A 23,540-nucleotide genomic window follows, 5' to 3' on the forward strand; every position below is an offset into this window, starting at 1 on the left:
ACCGACGTATTTTATGGTATTCTTCATAGTAACAGCTCCTTTCGCATGTAGCTCTGAAATGGTTTCCACTTCCATTTTAACCTACGGTGTGCGAACAGGGGCTGCCTTTCGTTCATCATAACTTAACTCTTTAGCTCTCTTCCTCTCGGTCGCATCGTCCCCTCCTCGTCCGCGCTAATTTCTAAAAGTGTGGTGATTTTGTCGTGGCCTACGGCCAGTTAGAGGTTTCCACTCGCTGTTGTAGCCAGTTTTTTTGGATTTTGTAACCCCATAGGGGGAAATCCGGCTACAAAGGCGACCGCTATCGCTGTTTGGGCTCCCTATCGGCTCTCCGGCCACTTTTTCGCCACGCTTCTAAGGTTCTTTTCGTTCGTTCGTTTGTTCGTTTGTTCGTTTGTTCGTTTGTTCGTTTGTTCGTTCGTTAGCAGCGTTCGTTCATTTCGTTAATCCCACCCGGTACACCGGAACAGCCGTAACGCTGCGGAACACAGCCGTTGCTTCGCCGGTAAACTGCTTTTCGACCGCCATGGCGGCATCGGCAGCCACGGTTGTTACTCCTGTCCGCAGCGGCGTAGTTTCCAGAATGATCTCCCCGCTGCGGATCGTATCCCTGAAGCGGGACAAGCCGATCTCCCAGGGAGCACCGTTATGGAAATGATCATGGAACAGCTCGCCGCCGGAGAAGGCATAGCCTACGTTTCCAGTGTAATCGATGCTCAGCAGCACTTCTTCGGCTCCATCCAGTGTGCCGGGAGCGAGGTGAAGCGCGATTTTGTGGTCGTGGATCTTCCGGGTCTCCAGCCGGATTTCCTTCGCCGGCAGCTTCACTTCATAGCTGTGGAACCACGCATCATTGTGCTGCGCGATGGAGCAGCCAGCATCCGCCGTTGTCCACTTCGCAGCTGCCGCCGGACCTCCGGCATATTCCCGGAAGGAGAAGCTGCTCTGCCCGCTGCTGAAGAATTCGAGGCCGTCCTCCGTCTGAACAGGCGGAATCTCCGAGAAGATCAGCCGCGGCTGCCCGCCCTCCTCCAGCTCCCACAGCATGGAGGCTTCCCGGGCACTCATGGCATAAATGCGGATCTCCCTGGAGCCCTTCTGTTCAATCCGGATCATTGCGGAGCGGTCATGCGGGATTAGCACCGTGTAGTTGCCCTCTGCATCCTGCTCCACTGTTCCGGCGTCTGCTGACAGGGTCGTAATGCCCTCTCCCGCAGCAATCATGAATTCCCCGTCTATGCCCTCCGGCATGGAGAAGAAGTACGTGGCCAGAGCGGAAGATTCCACCACAGTCACCGGCTGGGCCGTAGCATAACGGAGATTCAGCCCGTCCAGCGCAAAGTTGAACGGCAGGATGAACGAGGCGTTGCGCCGGACGGCAAGGCGGCTTTTTCTTGGAAAATCAATCGTCTCCCCGGCCAGCTGAACGGCAAACCGGACATCCTTATGCGTGTCCATCTCCACATGATCCTGGTAGTTGTTGACGAACAGGAATCCGGCGCTGCCGTCTGTGCGGACCGCATACCGCAGCGTATGCGCATCTTCAGGGGTGATGGCCTCCGCTCCCTGCGGAAGCACCGTAGCCATTGGCGCCAGCCGCCCGGCGAACCGGCGGAGAAAATAATGCAGCGGCCGCAGCAAATGGGCCGAATCGCGGACCTGGCCAAACTCTCCGATCGGGGCCTGGAAATCATAGGTGATCCTTGGAGTGGTGCTCTCATTCAGATAACCTGTCTTTCCCACCGGATTCGTACCGCCATGGAACATATAATAGCCGACAAAATTGCACCCGCCCCCGATCTTCATCAGGCTCATCGCCATCACACTCTCCGGCTCCACCCGGAACCGCGACAAATACCAGGTCTGCATGCCGCCGCCCATCTCACAGCAGGCAAACGGATATTTCGTCTTGGAGTACGGAGGATCGAATTCTCCTGTCTCCGATTCTTCATGATGATAATTCACGAATACATACTCCGGTGTCGGCTTCTGATCCGGATTCTGCTCGCTGATGCTCCATGGAGTATAAGCGTAGCCGCCATACAGCGGAAGCACCTCATCCTCCAGAAACGGCGCAGCTCCCCAGCCTGTACTGGTGTATACCGGCGCAACCATTCCCGCATCGACGGCATACTGCTTGAGGATGCGCATATGTTCGGCCCCCGCCTCGCCCCCGATTCCGCCGCTCAGGTATTCATCGCCTTGCTTCGCGGTCAGCTCCCACAGGGCGGCCGCGGCATTGAATTCGTTCTCCAGCTGAATGCCGACCACAGGCCCTCCATCCTTGAACATCTGCCCCGATGCCTGTGCGCCAATCTCCTGGAACAGCCGGTGCACATACTGCAGGTAGCCTTCGTCATTGGAGCGGACATCGAAGGAACGCCCGAACAGCCAATCCGGCAGCCCGCCGTTGCGGACCTCCCCGTGGCAGAAGGGTCCCACACGAAGGATGACATACAGCCCGTTCCGGGCGCACAGCTCCACAAATTTACGTAAATTCCGGTTGCCCTGCCATTCAAAATGGCCTTCGAGCTCCTCATGATGATTCCAGAAAATATAGGTGGCCACAATGTTGATTCCGGATATCTTCATCTTGCGGATTTCCGCTTCCCAGCTGTCTTCCGGATAACGGGAATAATGAAATTCGCCGCAGACGGCAAAATACGGCTTGCCGTTCAGCTCCATATAGTAGTTCGTAAAGCTGATCTGATCCCCCTGGGGGTTGGTTCCGCCCAGCCGCAAGGTCGCCGGATAGATCTCTTTGGGGGCAATGCCCGCCTGAATGTGATATACCATGTGATGCCACTCCTTTTTGTTTTTTATACCCCCACAAAGTGGGGCCTTGGCTTCGATGATGACTCAGGTACTTTGCGGGGACCCCAAAACATATAAATAAATTCTTATTCAGAAACGGCTTCACCGCCTTCTAAGGGACGGGGGGTTTCAGCGAGAAATAGAAGGATCATTTAATGTGCCAAGCCTATAAATTCTATTTTAAAAAGGGGCTGCCCCAAAGCCATGCCTTGGAGCAGCCCGGAAGCCGTTGCTATTATTATTGCTGTGCAGCCAGGAAGGCGTCAATCTGAGTTTGCATTTCAGTCTGCACCTTGTCAATGCCAGCCGATTTCAGCTGCTTGATCAGATCTGCCTGACCTTTATCGAGATCCTCGATCAATCCATATTCCAGAGGAATAGCGTAACGCAGCATCACGTTGCCAATGTTCGCCACTTCGTTCTTCACCGGAGTGGAGTCGAAGACGAAGGTTTCCAGCGGGAAGTGGTAGATGCTGGACTGCCAGCTGTTGAACATGTTGTCGGCTTCCACCGGATAAGCCGCATCTTGACGGTTCAGCGGGGAGTTCCAGCCCCAGTTCGAGAAGCCGGTGTAGCTGGCAGCCGCAGGACCTGCACTGTACTTGTCATCCCCTTCAGGAATATAGTGGGTTCCCGCAATGCCATACATCGTCAAGTCGTGAATTTCCTTGTCGTTCTGCAGCAGATCGATCAGCATCAGGGAACGTTCTGCATTCTTCGAGGTTGCGTGGATAGACATCCCGTTCTGGGTCGAAATGGCGGCAATTTTCTTCTTGTCCGGAGTAATGTCCGCAATCCCCAGCTCAACATCCGGTTTATCACGGCGCATTTCCGTGAGATTAGCCGCTACGCTGCCCAGGTTATAGGCATAGGAGGAAACCTTTTCCGCTTTGATATCCTGCCATACATCGTTTTTGTTGCTGACTACATTTTTGGACCACACGCCGTTGTCTGCAAGATCCTTGTAATAGATAAGCAGTTCTTTGAATTCAGGAGTGTCATAGATGTTGAATACTTGACCGGTAGCATCATCCAGCTTGTAGGCCAGCGGCACCAGGTTGGCATCCACCAGATTCCAGTCGTTGTTCTGCTCCAGGGTAGCCTGGTCAAGCTCGTGCCATTTCCAGCCGTCGGCAGGCTTTGCGCCGTATGCGGTTATGCCGGTTTCATTTTTGGCAACCGTTTTCAAATAATTGGCGTAGGATTCGAGGCTGTTGATTTCAGGCAGAGTGTATTTCTTGCGCAGATCCTCGCGGTACAGGACCACTTTGTCGGTAACCTCAACATTGTTGTTGGGAACCATGTACAGCTTGCCGTCAACCTTCGCCTGCTCCCAGTTCACCTTGGGCATCGCTTCCCAGGTCTGCGGCATATAGGTTTGCAGCAGATCATCGGTCAGCTCCAGGAAGCCGCCCTTGAGCGCCTGATCGTTATAGAAGGCCCAGTTCGCTGTATACACGAGGTCAAAATCCTCATTTGCTGCAAATTTCAGCGGATACTTCTGCGTCCAGTCCGACCAGTCAAGGAATTCTGTTTCCACGGTAGCGTTGATTTTTTCTTTCAATTTCGTATTCAGCTCTCCGAATACCTTGTCGTAGTCCGCGGGCTGGCCGCCGATCAGCAGCATTTTCAGCTTGACCTCTTTGGAGGTGTCGGGAGCGCCGGAATTGGCGGCTGCTCCTTCTGTAGCGGCTGCTCCGTTATTCGTGGCTTCCGCAGCTGTATTGTTGTTGTTGCCGCCTCCGCATGCGCTGAGAATGGTGCTCAGCATCATCAGCGATGCCAGCATAACCGTGAGTTTCTTTTTCTTGTTCATCATGACCGTGTTTCCCCCTAATCAAATAGTATTGGGTTTGTATATTGATAACCAGGTTGCCCTGAGATCATCCTTTGACTGCGCCGATGGTAAGGCCCTGCACAAAATATTTCTGAATGAACGGATAAGCAAGCAGGATAGGTCCTGTAGCCACAATGGTCATCGCCATCTTCAGGCTTTCGGTAGGCAGATCCGTATTTACAACCGCACCCGAAGCCATCATTGCCTTCCGCATACCGTCCATGTTGCCGAGCATTTTGTAGAGATAGTACTGCAGCGGCATAAGCTCCGATTTGGAGATGAACAGCAGCGCGTTGTACCAGTCATTCCAGTAGGCAAGGGCAATGAACAGACCGATGGTCGCCAGTGCAGGCTTGGACAAGGGCACAATCAGCTGCATGAAGATCCGGAAATCGCCCGCTCCGTCAATTTTGGCGGATTCGGTAATGGCGTCGGGAATGCTGCTCATGAACGACTTCATGACAATGATGTAGAACACGTTCAGCAGCATCGGCAGAATCAGCACCAGAAGCGTATCCTTGAGATGCAGGTAGTTGACGATCATCAGATACCACGGCACCAGACCGCCGCTGAACAATGTGGTGAAGAAGAAGAAGAAGGAGAAGCGGCTGCGCCATTTAAAATCACTCCGGGACAGCACGTAAGCCGTCATGGAGGTTAGAAACAATCCAACAATCGTGCCGATGGCAGTAACGGATATGGTCACGCCATAGGCTCTCAGCATATCCGCCGGATACTTGAACAGCAAGCTGTAGGCTTCTGTCGAAAAGGCCGACGGGAAGATCTGGAACCCTTTTTCAATAATCGTGCTCTCCTCGCTCAGGGAAGAAGAAACCACCAGAATGAAGGGGAAAATACAGAACAAAGCAAGAATAGTAAGTGTTGTGTATCCGATGATCGCCAGCACCAGCCGGTCCGTGTTCGCACGCTTGCTCCGGACTGCTGCAGGTTTGACATTTGCAGTGGTTGAACTCATCTGGCATTGCCTCCCTTTCCTAGAATAAAGCACGATCCTTATCGTATCTGCGTACCGCATAGTTGGCCAGCATGATTGTTACGAAGCCCAGCAGCGATTGATAGAAGCCGGCCGCAGCAGACATTCCGATTTCGTTGGAAGTGGTCAGCGAGCGGAACACGAAGGTATCGATAACGTCGGTGGATGAGAAGAGCAGCCCATTGTTGCCGACCATGTTGTAGAACATCCCGAAATCTCCGCGGAAGATGTTGCCGATGGCGAGCAGAACCAGAATGATTACTGTCGGCATCAGGTTAGGAACCGTAATCTTCATAATGCGCTGGAAAATATTCGCTCCGTCAATTTCAGCCGCTTCATACATCTCGGTATCGATGCCGGTGATTGCGGCCAGATACATGATGGTTCCGTAGCCCAGCGTCTTCCAGGCAGACACGACCACGAGTATAACCGGCCAGTAAGCGGCAGTATTGTAGATGTCAACCGGCTGCATGCCCAGTCCCTTCAGCAATACGTTGATAGTACCCACGTCGAAGTTGAACAGGTTGTAGGCAATGGCTCCGACCACAACCCAGGAAATGAAGTAAGGCAGGAACAATACCGTTTGTGTAATCTTGCGGAACCATTTGCCCGCCACCTCGAACAGCAGGATGCCCGCAAAGATCTGGAGCACGTTGTTTACAACAATAAATGCGATATTGTACAACGCCGTATTTCGTGTTACCCGCCAGGCGTCACCGGAATCAAAGAAGAATTTGAAGTTGTCCAGTCCGTTCCACGGGCTGCCGAAGACCCCGCCGGTATAATTGAATTGCTTAAACGCCAGTACAATTCCCGCCATGGGCACATAGGCAAACAGCAGGAAAAACAATACTGCCGGTGTCAGCATAAGGAGCAGGGCTCTATACTTCTTCACATCATCCCAGAATCCATGTTGTTTCTGTTTCATTCTCCAGTCCCCTTTCCCAGTCGCTATTTCTCTATAGCCTTATTATAAAGAAGCGCTTACTTGCTGTGGATTAGGCCTATCAACTAAAAGTAATACTTTTTCAACGATCGGTTAAAGCATAGGCTTTCCCAAAAGGCAAAAAAAATTGCCAGCGGCCTGAAAATCGGCCCGGGCAACGTTTGACTGGCTATATTTTATGCTTTTTGCGGTACTCTCCCGGCGTCATGCCGGTGATCTGCTTAAACTGCCGGTTGAAATAGATAATGTTCTTGTAGCCCATGCGTTCGGCGATCTCATATATTTTGAGGGTCGGATCGCTGAGCAGCTCGGATACCCGGCTGGTCTTGCGCTCGTTGACATACTCGCTGAAGGGCAGCCCGTATTCCTCCTTGAACAGATAGCCCAAGTAATTCGGCGTAAAGTCGAAGTGGGCAGCCACCTCTTTTAAGGTAATCTTCTTCTCCAGATTCTCCTCCACATAACGCATAATCTCATCGATCAGCTTGCGCTTCTGCCGCTGCCGCTTCACATACAGCAGCTCCGACAGCTCGAAGAATCTGCGTCTGAGCCAGGACAGGATGTCATGGATGGTTTCGAACTGGAACAGAATATCCGGCTGATGGGATTCCCACTGGAGCAGCTCATACAGATTCTCGTTCTGCTGCTGAAGATCCGCATGCAGCTTGGAGGTGATGCGGATAATCAGCTCGTAGACATCCTTTTTGCCGGCAGCCGGCAGGTCCTTCGTGAACAGCTCCAGCAGATGATCGTCAATCGCCACCAGATCATACTGGATAATGGCCTCCAGCAGCAGTTCCACCGTTTGTTCAATGCGTGCCCCCGGAGTTCCCCGGGGCGAAGACTCTGTCGTATCGCGGATCAGGCGGTTCTTGCCGAGCAGCCATTTGGCACTCAGCGCTGCCTGCGCCTGCTGATAGGATTCATGCAGCCCTGCCTCTTCCTGGGCATAACGTCCAACGCCCACGGTCACCGTACAAGGAGAGGTCTCCGCCACCTTGCGGATAAGCTCCTCCAGCTGGCTCAGGAAGCTGTCCTGCGCAAGCGTGGCCAGAATGACAAAGCGGGTATGATGAACGGCCAGCAAGGTTCCCAGCTTGACATCCGCGACAAAGGCCTTGATGATTCCGGCTATTTGTTTGGTGATCCCCCGGGTTTCTTCTTCGGACAGGCCCCGCATTTTCCATTCCAGATCATCAATTTCCACAATCGCTGCCGCTGCGCCCTTCTGCAACAGCGGATTCAGAATACTGCGGAGATGCGGTTCAGCATATTCAGAAGAAGCTTCCTCGAACCAGCGCAGCAGGAGCTCCTTGTTCACAAGCGACAAGGCTTCGCTGAAGGAGCGGTCCTGTTCTCTCTCCTGCTCCATTTGGGCGCACAGGGAGCCCAGCATCCCATACAAATCCCTGTCTTCTACAGGTTTGAGCAGATAACCGGAAGCATTGATCTCTATCGCCTCTTTGGCGTAGCTGAAGTCCTCATGGCCGCTGATGAACACAATTTTGGTCTTGGGGTTGATAACCTTTGCCCTGCGCGCAAATTCCGTCCCGGTCATAATCGGCATCCGGATATCGGACAGAATGATATCAATCCGTTCTTCCTCCATGATCTTGAGCGCATTGAAGCCGCTGCTCGCCGTTCCCACTACTGCAATATCCAATCCGCTGGCGAGCACTCTTCGCCGCAGCCATTCCAGATCAACAGCTTCATCATCTACCAGCAGTACGTTGATGCTCATATCGATAAATTCCTCCTAGCTCTCATCCATATCCCCGCTGTCCTGGAGCCCGGCGGGAAGCAGGAGCTGAACGGTTGTTCCAGCCCCAAAGAAGCTGGCTATGGTAACCCCGTATTCGTCTCCGTATCTCAGCTTAATCCGCTCATTTACGTTCTTTACCCCGTAGCCGCCGGCCTGGCCCTTGCCCTGCATCATTTTCTGGATGTCTCCGGGACGCATGCCGATTCCGTTGTCGATGACTTTCAGCTCAATGTTGCCGCCCGCCCGTCTGCCGGTCAGGCGGATGGCAATCGTCTCGCCAAACCACGCATGCTTGAAAATATTCTCCACAAACGGCTGCAGCACCAGCTTGATCACCTGCATCTGCAGAACCTCCTCGTCTACATCCATGTAGACGGTGAACGCATCCGCATATTTCACCCGCTGGATTTCAAGATAGGTGGCGACCTGCTCAAGCTCCTTCTCCAGTGCAATGTAGACATTGCCCTGATTCAGCGTCAGCCGGTAGAACCGCGAAAGCCCTTGCACCATTTCGGTGACCTTGCCGATCTCGCCGAGATTCGCCAGACTGCTTATCGTGGAGAGTGTATTGTACAGGAAATGCGGATTAATCTGCGCCTGCAGCGCTTCCAGCTCCGCCTGCTTCTTCTGGATGCCCTGCACGTACACGCTGTTGATCAGCTCCTGAATATTGGTCGCCATCACATTGAACGAATCGGCGATCTGCACAAATTCATCATTGCCGGAGAAGCGTATCCGCTTCTGGAAATTTCCTTCCTGAAAAGCACGCACCAGCCCCACGATCCGGCTCATTTTGCGGCCTGAAATCCGTGCGACCCCGTATCCGATAACCGTCATCACCAGGAAGCTGACTGCGCACACGGCAAAAATCACCCGGCGCAGCCTCCCCGCATCCTGCGTCAGATACGTATAGGGCACCAGAGATTCGATCACGAAGCTGCTGCCGGGGATCTTTTCATGCAGAATGAGAAAATCCCTGCCGCCCTCCTCATAATCCGCCATGCCGCGCTGGAACAGGATTTCGCCACCGGTCTCTTCCACAAGCCGGAGGGTGATTCCCTCCTCCAAGGGGAAGGTGTCAAATCCGCCGAACAAATCCTCCAGGGACACGGTGATGCGCACATAGCCGATCACGGTTTTATAATCACTGAAGTTGACCAGTCTGCGGACATGGGAAATGTTGTCCAGCTTCGGGTCCGTATCAATCTGCAGCCAGAGGTTATCCCGTTTCGAATCCTTGAGGGACTGGTACCACTCGCTTCCGGTGATATCCTTAAAAGGCAATATGTAATAATCGCTGTCATAAATCGGCTCATCCAGATTGTCCCCGGATACAATGTTGAGGTCACTGTTCGGGGTATAGAGCATGAAGCGTATTTTGTTTCCGAACAGCTGCAGCGGTGCGGTAATCTGGGGAATGATCTCATCGAGCATAGCCAGATAAATTTCAAACGGAGTCCCCTTCAGTTCAAGCGCACGCTGAAAGGGCTGGCTTCCGAACAGGTTGTCCGACATCCGCTGAATCTCATCCATCTGATAGCGGATATTGTTCCTGGCCTGCTCCATTCCTGTCCGGATGTTCGACTCGGCCATCTCCGTCCGCGAATCGGTCAGCATGGAATAGGAGATATAGCCGATGGACACATCGGTCAGCAGCACCAGCAGCAGATAGGGAATCATCATTTTGTAGGTAAAAGGCATATATTTCTTCAGCTTGGGCATCACTTGCGAAACATCCTTTTATATGGATTTCGGTATGTCTATATTAACGTTCCCTTGTCCGGAAATAAATAGGCAGCGGCAAAAGCGCAGGACTTCCTCCCGGCTCCCCCGAAATTGACAGCCTATAAGTTCAATCTCTAATCAAGAAACCGCTGAAATGTGCAGAACTACCTCTGCCGCTGCAAGCCCCGTGGATGCAGCCCGCACTGTTACCGGACCCGGTGCGGCGGCAGCCTGAATCAGAGCCAGGCACCAGCCGCTAAACACCCGGCGCACAGCTGCCTTATCCGGTTCATGGCTGCTCGGGTTGCCGTTTCCCACGCCGAGAAGTATGCCTGCCCCCTCCACTTCGAAGCAGATTTCATTATCCGCTGCCGGAACAACGTGCCCGTGTTCGTCCACAACCGCCACGCGGACCGGAATCGTATCCGAGCCGTCCGCTTCACCCGTCAGCCGGTCCGGGTACAGGCGAATCCGGGCTGGCTTACCTGGCGTGACGGCGGTTTTTTCGGCAGCAATACGTCCTCCGCTCCGGCCTACAGCCTTTAATTCGCCCGGCTCATAGACCACCTCCCAGGACAGATACCCGGTCCGGTTCACCTTCTGTTCACCCAGGCTTGTTCCGTTCAGGATCAGCTCGGCCGTATCCGTATTGGAGAACACCCGTACCTCAATGGGCTTGCCCTCCGACCCCGGCCAGTTCCAATGCGGCAGCAGATGAATCATCGGCTCGTCCTTCCAGACCGCCTGCATATAATAATAGCTGTCCTTGGGGAAGCCGCAGGTATCCATCAGCCCGAAATGCGAGTTCACGCACGGCCACAGATAAGGAGTCGGCTCTCCCCGGTAGTCGAACCCGGTCCACATGAACACGCCCGTAAGAAAACGGTTCTCCGCTGCATCGCGCCAAGCCTGCTGCGGGCTGCAGCCCCACGATGGTACATTCGTGCCATATTCGGAGCAGTAGCCGCGTACCGGATCATCCTCGTAGATTCCCCGGGTCACGGTATAGCTGGCGCATTCGCTGCCGATCATAAGCCGCTCCGGATGCCGCTCATGGTCCCGGATATCCAGGTGATCCCGGTGTCCATAATTGTAGCCTGTAATATCCACAGCCTCATTGTATCCATTCTCATACCAGCCGTGGTTCATGGCTGCCGAGGTTGGGCGCGTGGGATCGATTTTTCTCACCGTATCCGCCAGGGTCTTCAGAATGCGCCTGCCGGTCACCGTTCCCTCCAGAACCTCCTCGTTCTCCAGGTTCCAGATGATCACCGAGGGGTGATTGCGGTCCCGGTAGAGCATCCGCTTCAGCTGGGACAGGCCACCCGGACTGCTGTCGAGCTTGCGGTTCTCATCCATCACCAGCAATCCGAGCCGGTCGCAGAGATCCAGCAGCTCGGGGGTTGGCGGATGGTGCGCACTGCGGTAGGCATTGGAGCCCATTTCCTTCAGCAGCCGCAGCTTGTATTCAATCAGGCTGTCCGGCAGCGCCACACCCACACCGGCGAAATCCTGATGGTTGCAGGTGCCTTTGATCAGCAGCGGTTCTCCGTTCAGGAAAAAGCCTTCCTCCGCATCGAAGCGGATACTGCGGATACCGAACGCCGTCTCATACCGGTCCACCTCTATACCGTCATTCTTCAGGATGGACACGGCCTTATAGAGATACGGCGTTTCAGGAGACCATAAGACCGGCTGCTCCAGCTTAAAGCTCTGCTCCAGCTCCGTCTCGCCGTACCCAGCGGCATAAGCTTGTACCGTTTCAGCACAGACCCGCCCTCCGGCAGCATCATATATTTCCGTGTGCAGCGAGGCCGCCCGGCCTTCTGTATACTCATTGCAGATGCGGGTGTTGATCTGCACCACGGCCTGCTGCGGCGCTACTTCCGGGGTGGTGATATAGGTTCCGTACTCTGCCACATGCAGCCGGCCGGTCTGCTCCAGCCAGACATGGCGGTAGATACCGCAGCCCTCATACCACCAGCCCTCGTTCTCCCGCGCATCCACCTTTACCAGTATGACATTCTTGCCCTCCCCGCCGTAGCGGAGCACATCCGTCAGATCATATGAGAATCCGATGTAGCCTCCCCGGTGCTCACCGATGAAGTGTCCGTTGACCCACACCGAGCTGAGGCCCGACACTCCGCCGAAGGCTACCGTCCATTTGCGCTCTGCACCTTCTGCCGGCAGAACAAAGCTTTTGCGGTAAAAACCGGTTCCGCCCGGCAAATACCCGTGGCTGCCATCTCTTGAACCCAGTGAGGCGTCTTGCACATACTGCTGCTCCACACACCAGTCATGCGGCAGGCTGACAGGCTTCCATTCCAGCTGCCGATGGCCCATCCCTTTATCGTTAAAAGCGATATCCAGCCAATCCCCCTCCTGCAAGGAACCGCAGTCCGTAATCCCGCCCGTCATTCCGGCCTTCACCGCATGAGGAATGTCGATATCCCCTTTATAAAAGCTCCAATCTGCATCAAACCGGCTTCTGCTTCTCCCTGCTCCGCTACTCACCTTGCGACCGCCTCCTTGCTGGACTATATTGATATTGTAGATTAGATTATCATCATATCGTTAGCACAATGCCACTATTGAATAGCACAATCTGAATGTGAGGGATAACTCCATGCCGCTTCCTTTTCGCCTGTCTTCGGATGCTCTGAACCCGAGGCTGCCGCTCGCGCTGTACAATATCGGTTGCCATGCCCAGCATCCCATCTCCCGCCCGTCCGGCTATCTTGTGCCGCAGTGCTTCATTGTATTCGCAGGCAAAGGCCGCGTCCGCTTCAAGGATGGAAGAAGCCTGACCCTGGAAGCGGGACAGGCAATGATCCTGCCAACCGGGCAGCCGCACGAGTATTACCCGCTGCCCGGAGCGCCTTGGCTGGTCGGCTATATCGGGTTCAAGGGCAGGATTGCGGAAGAGCTGGTCATCGGCTGCGGCTTGCCGTTCGGCGCAGCGGTCTCCCTGAAGAACACGCAGTCGCTGATGAACCCGCTGAGACTGCTCTGGGAGCTAGCAGACCAAGCGGAGCCGTCCCAGGCCCCGTACATCTCCGGCAGACTCTATGAATTCATTCTGCTCCTGTCGGATCTGGCCGACCTGCCCGCAGCTCCGGTTTCCCTTCCGGGAAGCAGCCCTGCGGAAGAGGCCTTGCGGCGCGCGGCGGGTTATATGCAGGAGCACCTCACCGAAACCCTGCAGATGTCCAACATTGCCCATGTTGTGGGCTATTCGGTGCAGCATTTCATGCGGCTCTTCCGTGAGGCCTACGGCATTACCCCCCATGCTTATTTACAGGGCCTGCGGCTGAACCAGGCCGTGAAGTGGCTGGAGGAGCACCGGGACATGCCGGTCAAAGAAATCGCCGGCCGCCTGGGACTGGAGCCCAATTATTTCATCCGTGCCTTCAAAAAGGCCTACGGGACATCCCCCGGAGCCTACCGGGAGAAGCTATGGAGCACGGCTCGTTTCTGACACACACTTGAAACCGGGTTTGGCGGAGATGGAAAGGCCTGTCTGACCTTCCCGTCCTTCGCATTTTGTCTATTTGCGCCGTATTCAGGAGCACTTGTGCCCTTCATTTCAACTCTTTGCCCGCCTGCGCCGTATTCAAGGGCACTTGTGCCGCTCCTTGCTTGTACAACAAAAAAGCCCAAGCGATGATCAAGCTCATCGCCCAGACTTGGAACCCTACGTTCTATTTCTTTCAGCTGCTCTGTTCTGTGGCTTACGTTCCGTAATTTACGTTCACGTTCAGTGGGGTTCTCAGTGGGGTTCCAAGTATTCCTGGTGTTTAATTCATTTATTCCGTTCAAGTGCTCCATTCATTAGTAGCTTATTCAGGTATTCTGTTCCGTAGTGTTTCGTTCAGTCGTTACCTTCAGCATAGTTACGTTCAGCATCGTTACCTTCAGTGTCGTTACGTCCAGAGCCCCGGTTCAGACGCGCTCCCTTCACAGCTTCTCGCTGACCTTTCCGTCCGCGGCAATTTTGGCATTGAACGAGAGCTGGTTCATCCGCCCGATGGTCTCTTTATTGTAGGCTTCACCCATAAAATTGGGCTGTCCGCCGATAAGCCTGACCGGAGTAATTCTGCCGGCCACACCGGCATTGCTGATCTCAAAATGGACCAGCATGGAGTGAGTAGTCTTGTCGCCGCCGCGTGTGGAGCGGTTGAACACAAAATTGCCCAGCGAATAATAGATTGGCTTATGCTTGTAGTACTCGATCCCCATCAGGCAGTGGCTGTGCGCGCCGATAATGATATCGGCACCGCTGTCGATCATCTGCTTCGCCAGCGTACGGGCATAATTCTCGGGATAGTCCTTAAACTCGTTGTTCCAGTGGATGTACACAATGGTATAATCATTGTCTCTGGCCGATTTCTTGATTGCTCCCAGCAGCGGCCCGGTCGTATAGGCCGAAGCTGCGCCGGGATGGTCAGTACCCGCATACCAGGAAGGGCTGGAGAGCACGCGGCTTACACCGAGTATAGCGATCTTTTTGCCCTTTACCGTTTGGGTATAGGGTGTAAAAGCCTCACTGATGCTCTTGCCCGCTCCGGTATGCCCGATCTTGTATCTGTCAAGATGTACAAGCGTGTCCAGCATAGCCTCCTGTCCAAAATCCAAGATATGATTATTGGCCAAGGTGACGCCGTCGATCCCCGCATAGTTCAGCCCCGCAAGAGACGAAGGCTTGGAACGGAACGCAAAGGTCTTCTCCGCCGCCTTCCCTCTGACCGATACCGGTGTCTCCAGATTGGCAAAGGCGATATCCGCCTGCTTCAGAACGGGCGCCACCTTGGCAAACGGAAAGTTGACGCCGTATTTGGCGATCTGATCGCCGACAAATCCATCCAGCAAAATATCTCCGGCAAAAGCAAGGTTAATGTTCCCCTTGGCGGGAGCACTTTGACTGAAAGCCGCCGGTGCCGGAATCAGCAGCAGTAGTATCACAGCGATGACTGCAAATCTGCGCAAAATTTTGGACCCCTCTCTATTCGTCAGACCTGCAATTATTTTACTATAATAGAGGAAGAAGTCCAAATAAAGGGTATCAGCAGGCTACCCCCTTGCCTTCTTGAGCACCGCCCGGAAGCAGTTCAGCCCGCCGTACTGCTCTGTACGCACGGCATCCGCCGGAAGCTTGAAGTTTGTCTCGCCCCAATACTCGAATCCGGCCTGCAGCAGCACTTCGTTCATCCGCAGCAGATTAACGGTCGGATAATCAAAGGTCAGCACGAGCAGTCCCTCTCCGTTCAGCGTACGGTGAAACTCTCTCACGGCCCGGACAGAATCCTCCAGTGACAAATGCTCCAGGACCGAGATGCAGAAAATCGTATCAAAGCTCTCATCCGCGTATGGCAGTGCAGTCAGATTGGCCTGGGCCAGATGAAGCCGGGGTGTCTGTCTGGCATGGACCAGCCGGGCCGCTTCCTCTCCGATATCGTCGGCAATCTCCTGCATAATGGCAGCCCGCGACAGGATGCGCGCATCGATATCACAAGCGTGAACCTCCGCACTGTAGCCGGCGAGGTAGAACTTGAGGGGATGGGAAATTCCGCAGGCAGCATCCAGCACCACATCATGCGGCGACACAAAATTTGTACACCATTCATATTCATAAGGCCGGCTCCACCAGGCTTCCGGCAAATCATAAATCAGCTTCTCGCGTCGGGCATCGGCATTCACAAAAAAACGGGAGACATACGGATGTGTTGGCATGGCCAGGACTCCTTTTAGAGGAAATTCGGTAGTGAGAGTATATTCAGGAATCCCCGTTTCATGCCATAACCTTACACCGGCCTGCCCGGTAAGCGTTTTTATGAACAAATAAGGGATAAGCTTCGCTTCCCCCAAAACATATAAACCTGAATTTCGAAAGTGAATTGAACAAATCCAGATCGGACAAGGGATAACCCCTCTTTTTCCTTCATCCATTTAATGCAAGCTGTTTTTAGCAATAAATCCCTTCGTGTAGAGCTTTTTAGAGGATTTGTGGATACTTGCTTTCGAAATTCAGGATTAATTCTGATCTTTCAAGTGGAAACGGTCACCTCATATTCCCCCAGCCGCTTTTTCGCAAGGGTTAGCGGGAAAAAGGAACCCTAATCGTTCCGGTTCTCTCCCTTATAGAGGAATACGCCTACATTAAGATGAACTTGAACCATTCATCCAAAGGGCAGCCATTTTAGTGGTAAAAAGGATCACTAATCCACCGCATTCGGAGACTGGATCATCCCTAGTGGGAAAAAGTATACCTAATTCGGCTGAAATCAGCTGTATGGAGGGAGTGGGCCTCCATGAAGTGTACAAAATCCCACTAAAACCCGTTAAATCCAAAATCCCAGCCCATTAGTGTTACTTTTTCCACTTCGCTTCAGTCCCCTATGAATCTCTCCCTTGCGTTCCATCAGCTTGTTCAGGTTCGCCGGTTCCATTCATATACATTAAGTTTCTTTATTGTGTTTTTTAAAGATTACAGAACCGCCTCCCGCTTAAACAGCGAAGCGGACGGACCCGCGGAACAGCGGCAGCGGCCGCCCGGGTCTCCGGATTTTCACCGCTAAGAGACTGCGACGAAATAAAGTACCGCTACATTGTTGACAAAACTCCCAAAACCGTGGAGATTTTGTCAACAAAAGCGGCTACTAATTTCCTCGCAGCTCCTAAGGGGAATGAAATTAATCTGGAGAGCACAGCGACCCGGACAGCGCTCCGTTCGCGGAGCCGTCCACTCCAAAGCGCAAGTGGAAACGGATACCGTCCTCATAAGGACGGTATCCGTTTCAGTGAGAAAGATAAGGCTAATTTATAGCGTGAAACATATAAACCTGAATTCCGAAAGTGAATTGAACCCATCCAGATCAGACAAGGGATAACCCCTCTTTTTCCTTCACCCATTGGGTGCAAGCTGTTTGTAGCAAGACATCCCTTCGTGTAGAGCTTTTTAGATGATTTGTGGATACTTACTTTCGAAATTCAGGATAAATTCTTATCTTTCAAGCAGAAACGGCTTCGCCGTCCTTATAAGGGACGGAGAGTTCCAGCCGGAAATAGAAGGATCATTTAATGTGCAACGGATATAAATTATATTTTGAAAAAAAGGCCGCCCCGTCCTCTATAAGGATGGAACAGCCAATAATCCGGACGATATTTCAATTTAGACAGGCCTCACACGTAAAAGGAGAGCGGCTTCGCTTCAACCCCATGCTTCGCAATCAGGTTATCCAGCAAGGCTCCCCATTCAGAGTCTGCAGTGCACAGCTCCGGATGCTGCTCGAACCAGGCCACCGACCGCTTGACCCCTTCGGCAAAAGGAACGGTTGCCGCAAAATCCGGCACCAGGCGCTTAAGCTTGCTGTTGTCGAATACACTGCTTACCGCCTGGTCCCCGATCAGCCCGTCCGCCGTTCCCGGCGGAGCAAAGGCCGCGATAAAGTCGGTGGAGATATGCACAACCTGCGGATCTTTACCCGCAGCTTGCCCGATTGCAGCATAAATCTGATTCCAGTTCAGCGACTCGTCGGAGGTGATATGGACCGCTTCTCCGATGGTCTCGGGATTCCCCAGCAGGCCAATAAAGCCTTTGGCAAAATCGGTATTGTGGGTCAGCGTCCACAGCGAGGTTCCATCTCCGTGAATTACGATAGGCAGCCCTTTGCGGATACGGTCGATGAGCGACCACGGATGCGCCCAGCTCGTTAAGGCTGCCGGAATCGCCGTATCCCCATAAGTATGCGAGGGGCGGACAATGGTAACCGGAAAACCGCTATTGCGATGGGCATCCAGCAGCAGCTGCTCACAGGCAATTTTGTCACGGGAATACTGCCAGTATGGATTCTCCAGCGGTGTTTCTTCGGTAATCAGGTAATTCTGCTGCGGCTTCTGATAGGCCGAAGCGGAGCTGATGAAGATATACTGCTTCGTTTTGCCCGTGAACAAGTCAATGTCGCTGCGCACATGCTCCGGGGTAAAAGCGATCCAGTCCACCACAGCATCGAACTCATAATCTTTCAGCGCCTCTGCCGCTTCTGCCGGATTACGGATATCGCCGCGCAGCACCTGCGCGCCCTCCGGCACGAATTCGTTCCGCTGGCCGCGGTTGAACAGATACAGCTGAATGCCGCGCTCCACAGCAAGCTTGGAGACAGCCTCGCTGATCAGTCCCGTACCGCCGATAAATAACACCTTCATCTGCAGCCCTCCTCCTGGTTTAGCTGATTATGGCTTCAATTGCTGTCAGAACATCCTCGGAGAGCTCAATGCCCGATGCCTGGACATTCTCTTCGACCTGCTGCGGACGGCTTGCCCCGACAAGGGCGCTTGCAACATTCGGCTGGCGCAGAATCCAGGCCAGGGCCAGATTGCCTACAGAGATATTCAGATCAGCGGCAATCGTGCTCAGCTCGCGGACCTTGGCGATTCTATCCTCGGTGATTCCCTTGCGCATCCAATCCAGCTTCGCTGCGCGGCTGTCCTCCGGGATGTCGGAGACCGAGCTGTACTTCCCGGTCAGCAGGCCTTGCGCCAGCGGTGAGAATACAACCTGACCGATGCCTTTGCGCTGTCCCAGCGGAATAATTTCTTTTTCGATATAACGCTCGAACATATTGTAAATCGGCTGATTAACGACAATGTGGTCCAGCAGATACCGGTCGGCGACCGCCAGCGCCTCCGCCATTTGTGCCGCCGTCCATTCACTTACCCCTACATAGAGCACCTTGCCCTGGCGGACCAGATCATCCAGCGCCCGCAGGGTTTCCTCAATAGGTGTCTCAGGATCATAACGGTGGCAATACAGGAGATCCACGTAATCTTCTCCAAGCCGCTTCAGGCTGGCATGGCACTGCTCCGTAATATGCTTGCGGGATAATCCGCGGTCGTTGGGACCGTCTCCCATGACGCCGTACACTTTGGTAGCCAGCACATAAGACTCGCGGGGATAGCCGCGCAGGGTTTCGCCCAGCACCTTTTCAGCGGCGCCTTTTTCGTAGACATTCGCTGTATCAAAGAAATTAACGCCTAATCCGTAAGCGGTTTCAATGGCTTTGACAGCATTGTCCCGTTCCACATAACCTCCATAAGTCAGCCAGCTTCCCAAGCTGATTTCACTCACCTTAAGTCCGGTTCCACCCAGTCTGCGGTATTTCATCTTGATTTGCTCCTCTCTATATCCGGCTCTGCTGCCGGTTGCTATCACTTCATGTTCATTTTAGAATAGTTTGTATATAATAGAAAGAAGTGAAAAATAGTTTATTATATGATTCCCTGTATAGTTGCTATACTCAAGTATAGCGGCTGCAGAAAAGGAGGAAGTTCCTTGAAATCAGTAGAATCTGCCAGTAATTATATCCCCAAAAACCCTGTATTTATCGAATGCAATATAGAAAAAACACTGGAGGTGCTCGGCGGGAAGTGGGCCTTTCTCGTTCTGCGCGAGCTGTTCAACGGCACCAAGCGGTTCGGCGAGCTGCAGCGCAGCATTGCCGGTGTCAGCCCCCGCGCCCTTACCAGCACGCTGCGCCATCTGGAGGAGCACGGCGTGCTGGAGCGCCATGTCTTTCCCACCGTCCCGGTCACCGTAGAATATAACCTGACGCCCAAGGGCGAGGATCTGCACCAGATTCTGAAGGAAATGAAGCTGTGGTCGGCGAAGTGGACTTGATTTCCTTTTTGACGTACTCAGCCCGCTTTCCGGAGCTCAGCAAAAAAAAGCGCACAGGTATCGAAGTTAAGACTTCCCCTGTGATTTGCGTTACTGTGGAGGGAATGCGTGCTTTTTGGCACTTCAGGCAACGATAAATGCAAGTAGCAGGAGAATAAATAACGCCCACGGAAAAGATCCTGCGAGGAGCAGCGACCAGTAGCAGAATTCAGGCTTGCATTGAGCGCGCTGCCAGGGACCGGGAGCTTGCAGAGTCTGCGGATATTGCTATGTTAACCACGTTATTCAGCACCTTTTTGGAGGGGATAACTACAGAAGCACGGGATGGAATCCCGTTTGAATGGATTAACGCCGCCATTACCAAATTAATGGGCATTTTGGATGCTTCTGCCTAAATTCATCAACAAGCCTTGGATCTGAACACTTCTGCAAATCACAATATGAAAGCGGGCGTCTTTTGGAAAAAGGCAGCCCGCTTTCATTCAATTCTCTGCCCGCTTCGGACAATTGACTCATTCCATTGTCAAATCACTACAATTTAATTATATTATTCTTTTTTTATTGGTTAATTTCATAATATATATTGTAAATGAGAGACTTTAGTACTAGAATAATAGTTGTTTAAGTTCACAATATTTAAATCTTCAACTATTAACGCTCTTTTTTTGTCGATTTAAGTCGGGTGAAATACCTGATATCGGCAGAATCATTGATCCATTTAATAAAGGCAAACTATCTGAAAGGGTAGGACGCAAAGCAATGGGCCTAAAGATGTGAATTTTCACATCAATGGCTGCCAGGCTGCCAAGAAGACGCTGCTGTCTGCGGATATCCACTTCAGGATATTGTATCTGCCGTCCCGGATACTCTTATGTCCAAATGCCACTGATTATACAAAAAAGGAGCTAATCAAATGCCACAACGCATTACCGAAAAATATTTAAATGAGCTGATTGATCAGCTTGAGATCAAGGAAACTGAGCTTGAGGCTGAATCCCCTCTTTCTTCGCAGTCCAATGACAATCAAGGCAACAACGGAATGATTATTGTCCAAAACAACCAATTATACATTACCTCTCCGCTGCCCGGCGGTGAGCCGGCAGTCCTTTCGGCGATTCCGCCCGTAGTTCTGAAGGTCAATAATCAGCTGGTCACAGAGCCCGTACAAGTGGAAGCCTCCGACCGGATTAGCTGGTCCATTCAGGAAGAACCCCAATATCAGATCACCGTATCCGAGGATAATCTCAAAGCCTTTTTTACACTTAACCGTGTGGGGCAATACGCCTGGAATCTGGTGAATTCACCCGCAACCCCCCGTCTCGCCCTGCAGGCCGAAATGGATCGCTCCATTCTGCTGTCAACGCTCAGCATCGAACAGATTATCGTGGATTTCGAGAAAAAATCGATTACCCAAAACCTGAATATTCCTGCTATTTATGCAGAAATGAATCATCCGACGCATCAGCCGATTTGTGTTGCGGAAGGCAAACCGCCGGTGGACGGCGTAGATGCGAAACTCGATTTGTTTTTTTCCGAACATGTTGAGAATGCTTTCAACGAAATTGAGGGCTCTGTCGATTACCGCAACCATTTGCGAATTCCCTCAGCCAAGAGGGGCGATGTGATTGCCCGCAAGCACCTTCCCCGTGAGGGGGTTCCGGGTTACGATGTGTATGGGAGCATTCTGCCCGCAGCCCCTCCCCGTGATATCAAAGTAGTGGCCAAAGAGCATACCCTGCTGCTGCCGAGCCAGGAAATTACGGCGCTAAAGGAAGGGCGGCCCCGGATGACAGGCAACAGTGTCAAGTATTTCGATATCTCAACAGCATACATTGTTCCGGGCAATGTGAACATCAAAACAGGCAATGTTGTTTTTTCAGGTGATGTGATTGTTCATCAGGACGTTGAGGATAATATGATCATTGAGTCTTTGGGCAATGTCTATGTCTACGGCAATGTCTACAACTCTACCATTACAGCAACAGGCAGCATTCTTGTCCGGGGCAATGTGATCAACAGCCAGTTGTATTCCGGTTACTTCGGCGTGATGTATAACCGCCTGTACAATCTCTCCAAACAATTGATTGAAGAATGCAATATGCTGAGTGAGGCCTCCAAGCTGCTGACAGAGAAGGTGGAGTCGCGGCATCAGACCGTGAAGTTCGGACAAGTCATCCTGCTGCTGCTGGAGAGTAAATACAAGAAGATACCTGTTCTGATCCGTGATCTGCAGTCCGTGTTTGCCAACATCAAATATACTTATCACCAGGATACTGAACAACTCAAGAGGATGCTGGATGTTTTTTTGCGGCCGACACAATTTATTGACTTCTTTAGCTATGCGGTGCTGGCCTCTTTTTTGAAATTATTGGAGGATCTGTATTCCGGAGTTGCCCGCATGCAAGAGGTGAAGGTCCGGGTGGACATTCCCCAATGCCATAACAGCACTATCAAATCCAACGGTGATATTTACATTCACAAGGACGGCATTCTGCAAAGCGATCTGCTCTCCTCGGGAGACATTGCTTTCCTTATGAAGGACGCCGTATGCCGGGGGTCGGAGCTGGAAGCGGCTGGAACCCTCACCGCCCAGACGGTCGGCGGCGAATCGAGTGCCAATTCGTCGCTGAAAGCCGGCAGCAAGATCAAGGTCCGCAAAATGTATGCCGGCCGGGTAACCGTCGGCCGCCATTCCAAAGAGATTATTGAGCCCGTCGAGAACATGATTTTCACACCGCAGAATCTGCAGCGGCTGAACCAGGCAGCACGGGATAAATTCATTTAGCCTGCACCGATGGGGAACAAGCGCACGATACGGGAGTCACGACTCCCTTCGTGAGCTTGCTTCTCTGCAGCAGCTTATAAGCTTTTGATGCCATGGCGCGCATACCCCTAAGAAACCAGCACCAGCATATATCACACGAAGCGGCTGGGGCGCCTTCCGGCTACTTCCTGATTACTGGCTGAAGCATCCGCTTGGCAGCATTGAGAACCATCCGGCGCGGCAGAAAACGCGGAAATTGCGCCATAAGGTAATTATTCCGCCCTGCGATCCTATAGCTGCGGTCTTGCTCCACCGCTTCGAATGCCGCATTTACCACTTCCAGAGGCTCCATTCGCTTGCCCGTGAGTGTGTCTGAGCCGGAGGTCCCGTGAAATGCGCTTTTGGTTTCACCGGGGCATAATGCCACTATCCGTACCCCGCTGTCCCGATATTCTGCCCATAGGGCTTCGGTAAACGACAGCACATAAGCTTTGGTTGCACCGTACACTGCCATGAACGGAGCGGGCTGAAACGCAGTCATAGAGGCAACATTGATGATCACTCCGCTTTGCCGCTGAAGCATGGGGGTGATAAATGCATGTGTAAGCTCTGTCAGGGCAGTAACATTCAGCTGGATTTCCCGGAGCAGCCGCTCTTCTTGAATCTGGTCAAATATGCCCATTGATCCAAACCCGGCGTTATTGATCAGTATATCCACCGTTAAGCCGAGGTTCTGCACCTCTTGCTGCAGCTTCACCACAGCCGTCTTGTCCGTCAGGTCAGCCGGGATAACCACAGCCTGGACGGAATAAGCAGCGCGCAATTCACGGGCAAGCTGTTCAAGCTTATGCTCTGAACGGGCAACCAGAATCAGATGAGTTCCTTTGCGGGCCAGTTGCCGCGCGAACACTTCTCCAATGCCTGACGAGGCGCCCGTAACCAACGCTGTTTTGTGATTATAATTCCATGTCATCATAATCCCTCCGGATTCATGTATTAGATTGGGATAACAAATCTGTTCTCCC

Annotated in this window: 15 protein-coding genes and 1 riboswitch; of the genes, 3 read left to right on the plus strand and 12 right to left on the minus strand. The window is 52.8% G+C overall.

From position 1 onward, the window contains the following. Positions 1–435 precede the first annotated feature (435 nt). From HYD27_RS29315 to galA, 7 genes are all read right to left on the minus strand, one after another. Positions 436–2,796, minus strand: a complete 2,361-nt coding sequence (locus HYD27_RS29315; RefSeq protein ID WP_219221226.1) for a beta-galactosidase — start codon at positions 2,794–2,796, stop codon at positions 436–438. A 256-nt stretch (positions 2,797–3,052) separates the two neighbouring features. Continuing rightward, positions 3,053–4,633 (minus strand): ABC transporter substrate-binding protein, encoded by a 1,581-nt coding sequence (locus HYD27_RS29320; RefSeq protein ID WP_219221228.1) that lies wholly within the window; start codon positions 4,631–4,633, stop codon positions 3,053–3,055. Between the two features lie 64 nt (positions 4,634–4,697). Beyond that, the gene (locus tag HYD27_RS29325; RefSeq protein ID WP_219221230.1) at positions 4,698–5,627 is read right to left on the minus strand and encodes a carbohydrate ABC transporter permease; all 930 of its coding nucleotides are present in this window, start codon (positions 5,625–5,627) and stop codon (positions 4,698–4,700) included. A gap of 19 nt (positions 5,628–5,646) precedes the next feature. Further along, positions 5,647–6,573, minus strand: a complete 927-nt coding sequence (locus HYD27_RS29330) for an ABC transporter permease (protein ID WP_219221232.1) — start codon at positions 6,571–6,573, stop codon at positions 5,647–5,649. A 187-nt stretch (positions 6,574–6,760) separates the two neighbouring features. Then, positions 6,761–8,332, minus strand: coding sequence for a response regulator (locus HYD27_RS29335; protein WP_219221234.1), 1,572 nt, complete (start codon positions 8,330–8,332; stop codon positions 6,761–6,763). A 15-nt stretch (positions 8,333–8,347) separates the two neighbouring features. After that, positions 8,348–10,075, minus strand: a complete 1,728-nt coding sequence (locus HYD27_RS29340) for a sensor histidine kinase (protein WP_219221267.1) — start codon at positions 10,073–10,075, stop codon at positions 8,348–8,350. A gap of 141 nt (positions 10,076–10,216) precedes the next feature. After that, on the minus strand, positions 10,217–12,592 hold the full coding sequence (gene galA / locus HYD27_RS29345) for a beta-galactosidase GalA (protein ID WP_219221236.1): 2,376 nt from the start codon (positions 12,590–12,592) through the stop codon (positions 10,217–10,219). A 112-nt stretch (positions 12,593–12,704) separates the two neighbouring features. On the opposite strand from galA, the gene HYD27_RS29350 reads away from it, so the two are divergent. Continuing rightward, a complete protein-coding gene (locus HYD27_RS29350) occupies positions 12,705–13,556 on the plus strand; it encodes an AraC family transcriptional regulator (protein WP_219221238.1) in 852 nt (283 codons plus the stop codon). A 479-nt stretch (positions 13,557–14,035) separates the two neighbouring features. On the opposite strand, the gene HYD27_RS29355 is transcribed toward HYD27_RS29350, so the two are convergent. The 4 genes from HYD27_RS29355 to HYD27_RS29370 all read right to left on the minus strand — a co-directional run bounded on the left by HYD27_RS29355 (position 14,036) and on the right by HYD27_RS29370 (position 19,238). Next, positions 14,036–15,031, minus strand: a complete 996-nt coding sequence (locus HYD27_RS29355) for a CapA family protein (protein ID WP_483874581.1) — start codon at positions 15,029–15,031, stop codon at positions 14,036–14,038. A gap of 117 nt (positions 15,032–15,148) precedes the next feature. Continuing rightward, positions 15,149–15,808, minus strand: a complete 660-nt coding sequence (locus HYD27_RS29360) for a class I SAM-dependent methyltransferase (protein ID WP_219221240.1) — start codon at positions 15,806–15,808, stop codon at positions 15,149–15,151. Between the two features lie 1,449 nt (positions 15,809–17,257). Then, entirely contained in the window at positions 17,258–18,280 is a 1,023-nt protein-coding gene (locus HYD27_RS29365) for an SDR family oxidoreductase (RefSeq protein ID WP_219221243.1), read from the minus strand. A gap of 19 nt (positions 18,281–18,299) precedes the next feature. Next, positions 18,300–19,238, minus strand: coding sequence for an aldo/keto reductase family protein (locus tag HYD27_RS29370; RefSeq protein WP_219221244.1), 939 nt, complete (start codon positions 19,236–19,238; stop codon positions 18,300–18,302). A gap of 168 nt (positions 19,239–19,406) precedes the next feature. Between HYD27_RS29370 and HYD27_RS29375 the strand changes: the two genes are divergently transcribed. Further along, a complete protein-coding gene (locus tag HYD27_RS29375) occupies positions 19,407–19,751 on the plus strand; it encodes a winged helix-turn-helix transcriptional regulator (RefSeq protein ID WP_228745415.1) in 345 nt (114 codons plus the stop codon). 716 nt (positions 19,752–20,467) lie between these two features. Further along, positions 20,468–20,560: riboswitch (cyclic di-GMP riboswitch) on the plus strand. Between the two features lie 104 nt (positions 20,561–20,664). After that, positions 20,665–22,536: a flagellar assembly protein A gene (locus HYD27_RS29380; protein WP_219221248.1), complete on the plus strand. Its 1,872-nt coding sequence runs from the start codon at positions 20,665–20,667 to the stop codon at positions 22,534–22,536. A gap of 160 nt (positions 22,537–22,696) precedes the next feature. Here HYD27_RS29380 and HYD27_RS29385 read toward each other — a convergent pair whose 3' ends face one another. Beyond that, entirely contained in the window at positions 22,697–23,491 is a 795-nt protein-coding gene (locus HYD27_RS29385; RefSeq protein WP_309242145.1) for an SDR family NAD(P)-dependent oxidoreductase, read from the minus strand. Positions 23,492–23,540: the final 49 nt, after the last annotated feature.

It is taken from the genome of Paenibacillus sp. S150 (genome assembly GCF_019352175.1).
GTDB lineage: Bacteria > Bacillota > Bacilli > Paenibacillales > Paenibacillaceae > Paenibacillus_AQ.

Excerpts from the sequence above, each read along its gene's own strand:
- HYD27_RS29330 (WP_219221232.1), bottom strand. The coding sequence starts at position 6,573 with ATGAAACAGAAACAACATGGATTCTGGGATGATGTGAAGAAGTATAGA.
- HYD27_RS29380 (WP_219221248.1), top strand. The coding sequence starts at position 20,665 with ATGCCACAACGCATTACCGAAAAATATTTAAATGAGCTGATTGATCAG.
- HYD27_RS29385 (WP_309242145.1), bottom strand. The coding sequence starts at position 23,491 with ATGATGACATGGAATTATAATCACAAAACAGCGTTGGTTACGGGCGCC.
- HYD27_RS29335 (WP_219221234.1), bottom strand. The coding sequence starts at position 8,332 with ATGAGCATCAACGTACTGCTGGTAGATGATGAAGCTGTTGATCTGGAA.
- HYD27_RS29315 (WP_219221226.1), bottom strand. The coding sequence starts at position 2,796 with ATGGTATATCACATTCAGGCGGGCATTGCCCCCAAAGAGATCTATCCG.
- HYD27_RS29340 (WP_219221267.1), bottom strand. The coding sequence starts at position 10,075 with ATGCCCAAGCTGAAGAAATATATGCCTTTTACCTACAAAATGATGATT.
- HYD27_RS29350 (WP_219221238.1), top strand. The coding sequence starts at position 12,705 with ATGCCGCTTCCTTTTCGCCTGTCTTCGGATGCTCTGAACCCGAGGCTG.
- HYD27_RS29365 (WP_219221243.1), bottom strand. The coding sequence starts at position 18,280 with ATGAAGGTGTTATTTATCGGCGGTACGGGACTGATCAGCGAGGCTGTC.
- HYD27_RS29370 (WP_219221244.1), bottom strand. The coding sequence starts at position 19,238 with ATGAAATACCGCAGACTGGGTGGAACCGGACTTAAGGTGAGTGAAATC.
- HYD27_RS29325 (WP_219221230.1), bottom strand. The coding sequence starts at position 5,627 with ATGAGTTCAACCACTGCAAATGTCAAACCTGCAGCAGTCCGGAGCAAG.
- HYD27_RS29360 (WP_219221240.1), bottom strand. The coding sequence starts at position 15,808 with ATGCCAACACATCCGTATGTCTCCCGTTTTTTTGTGAATGCCGATGCC.
- HYD27_RS29320 (WP_219221228.1), bottom strand. The coding sequence starts at position 4,633 with ATGATGAACAAGAAAAAGAAACTCACGGTTATGCTGGCATCGCTGATG.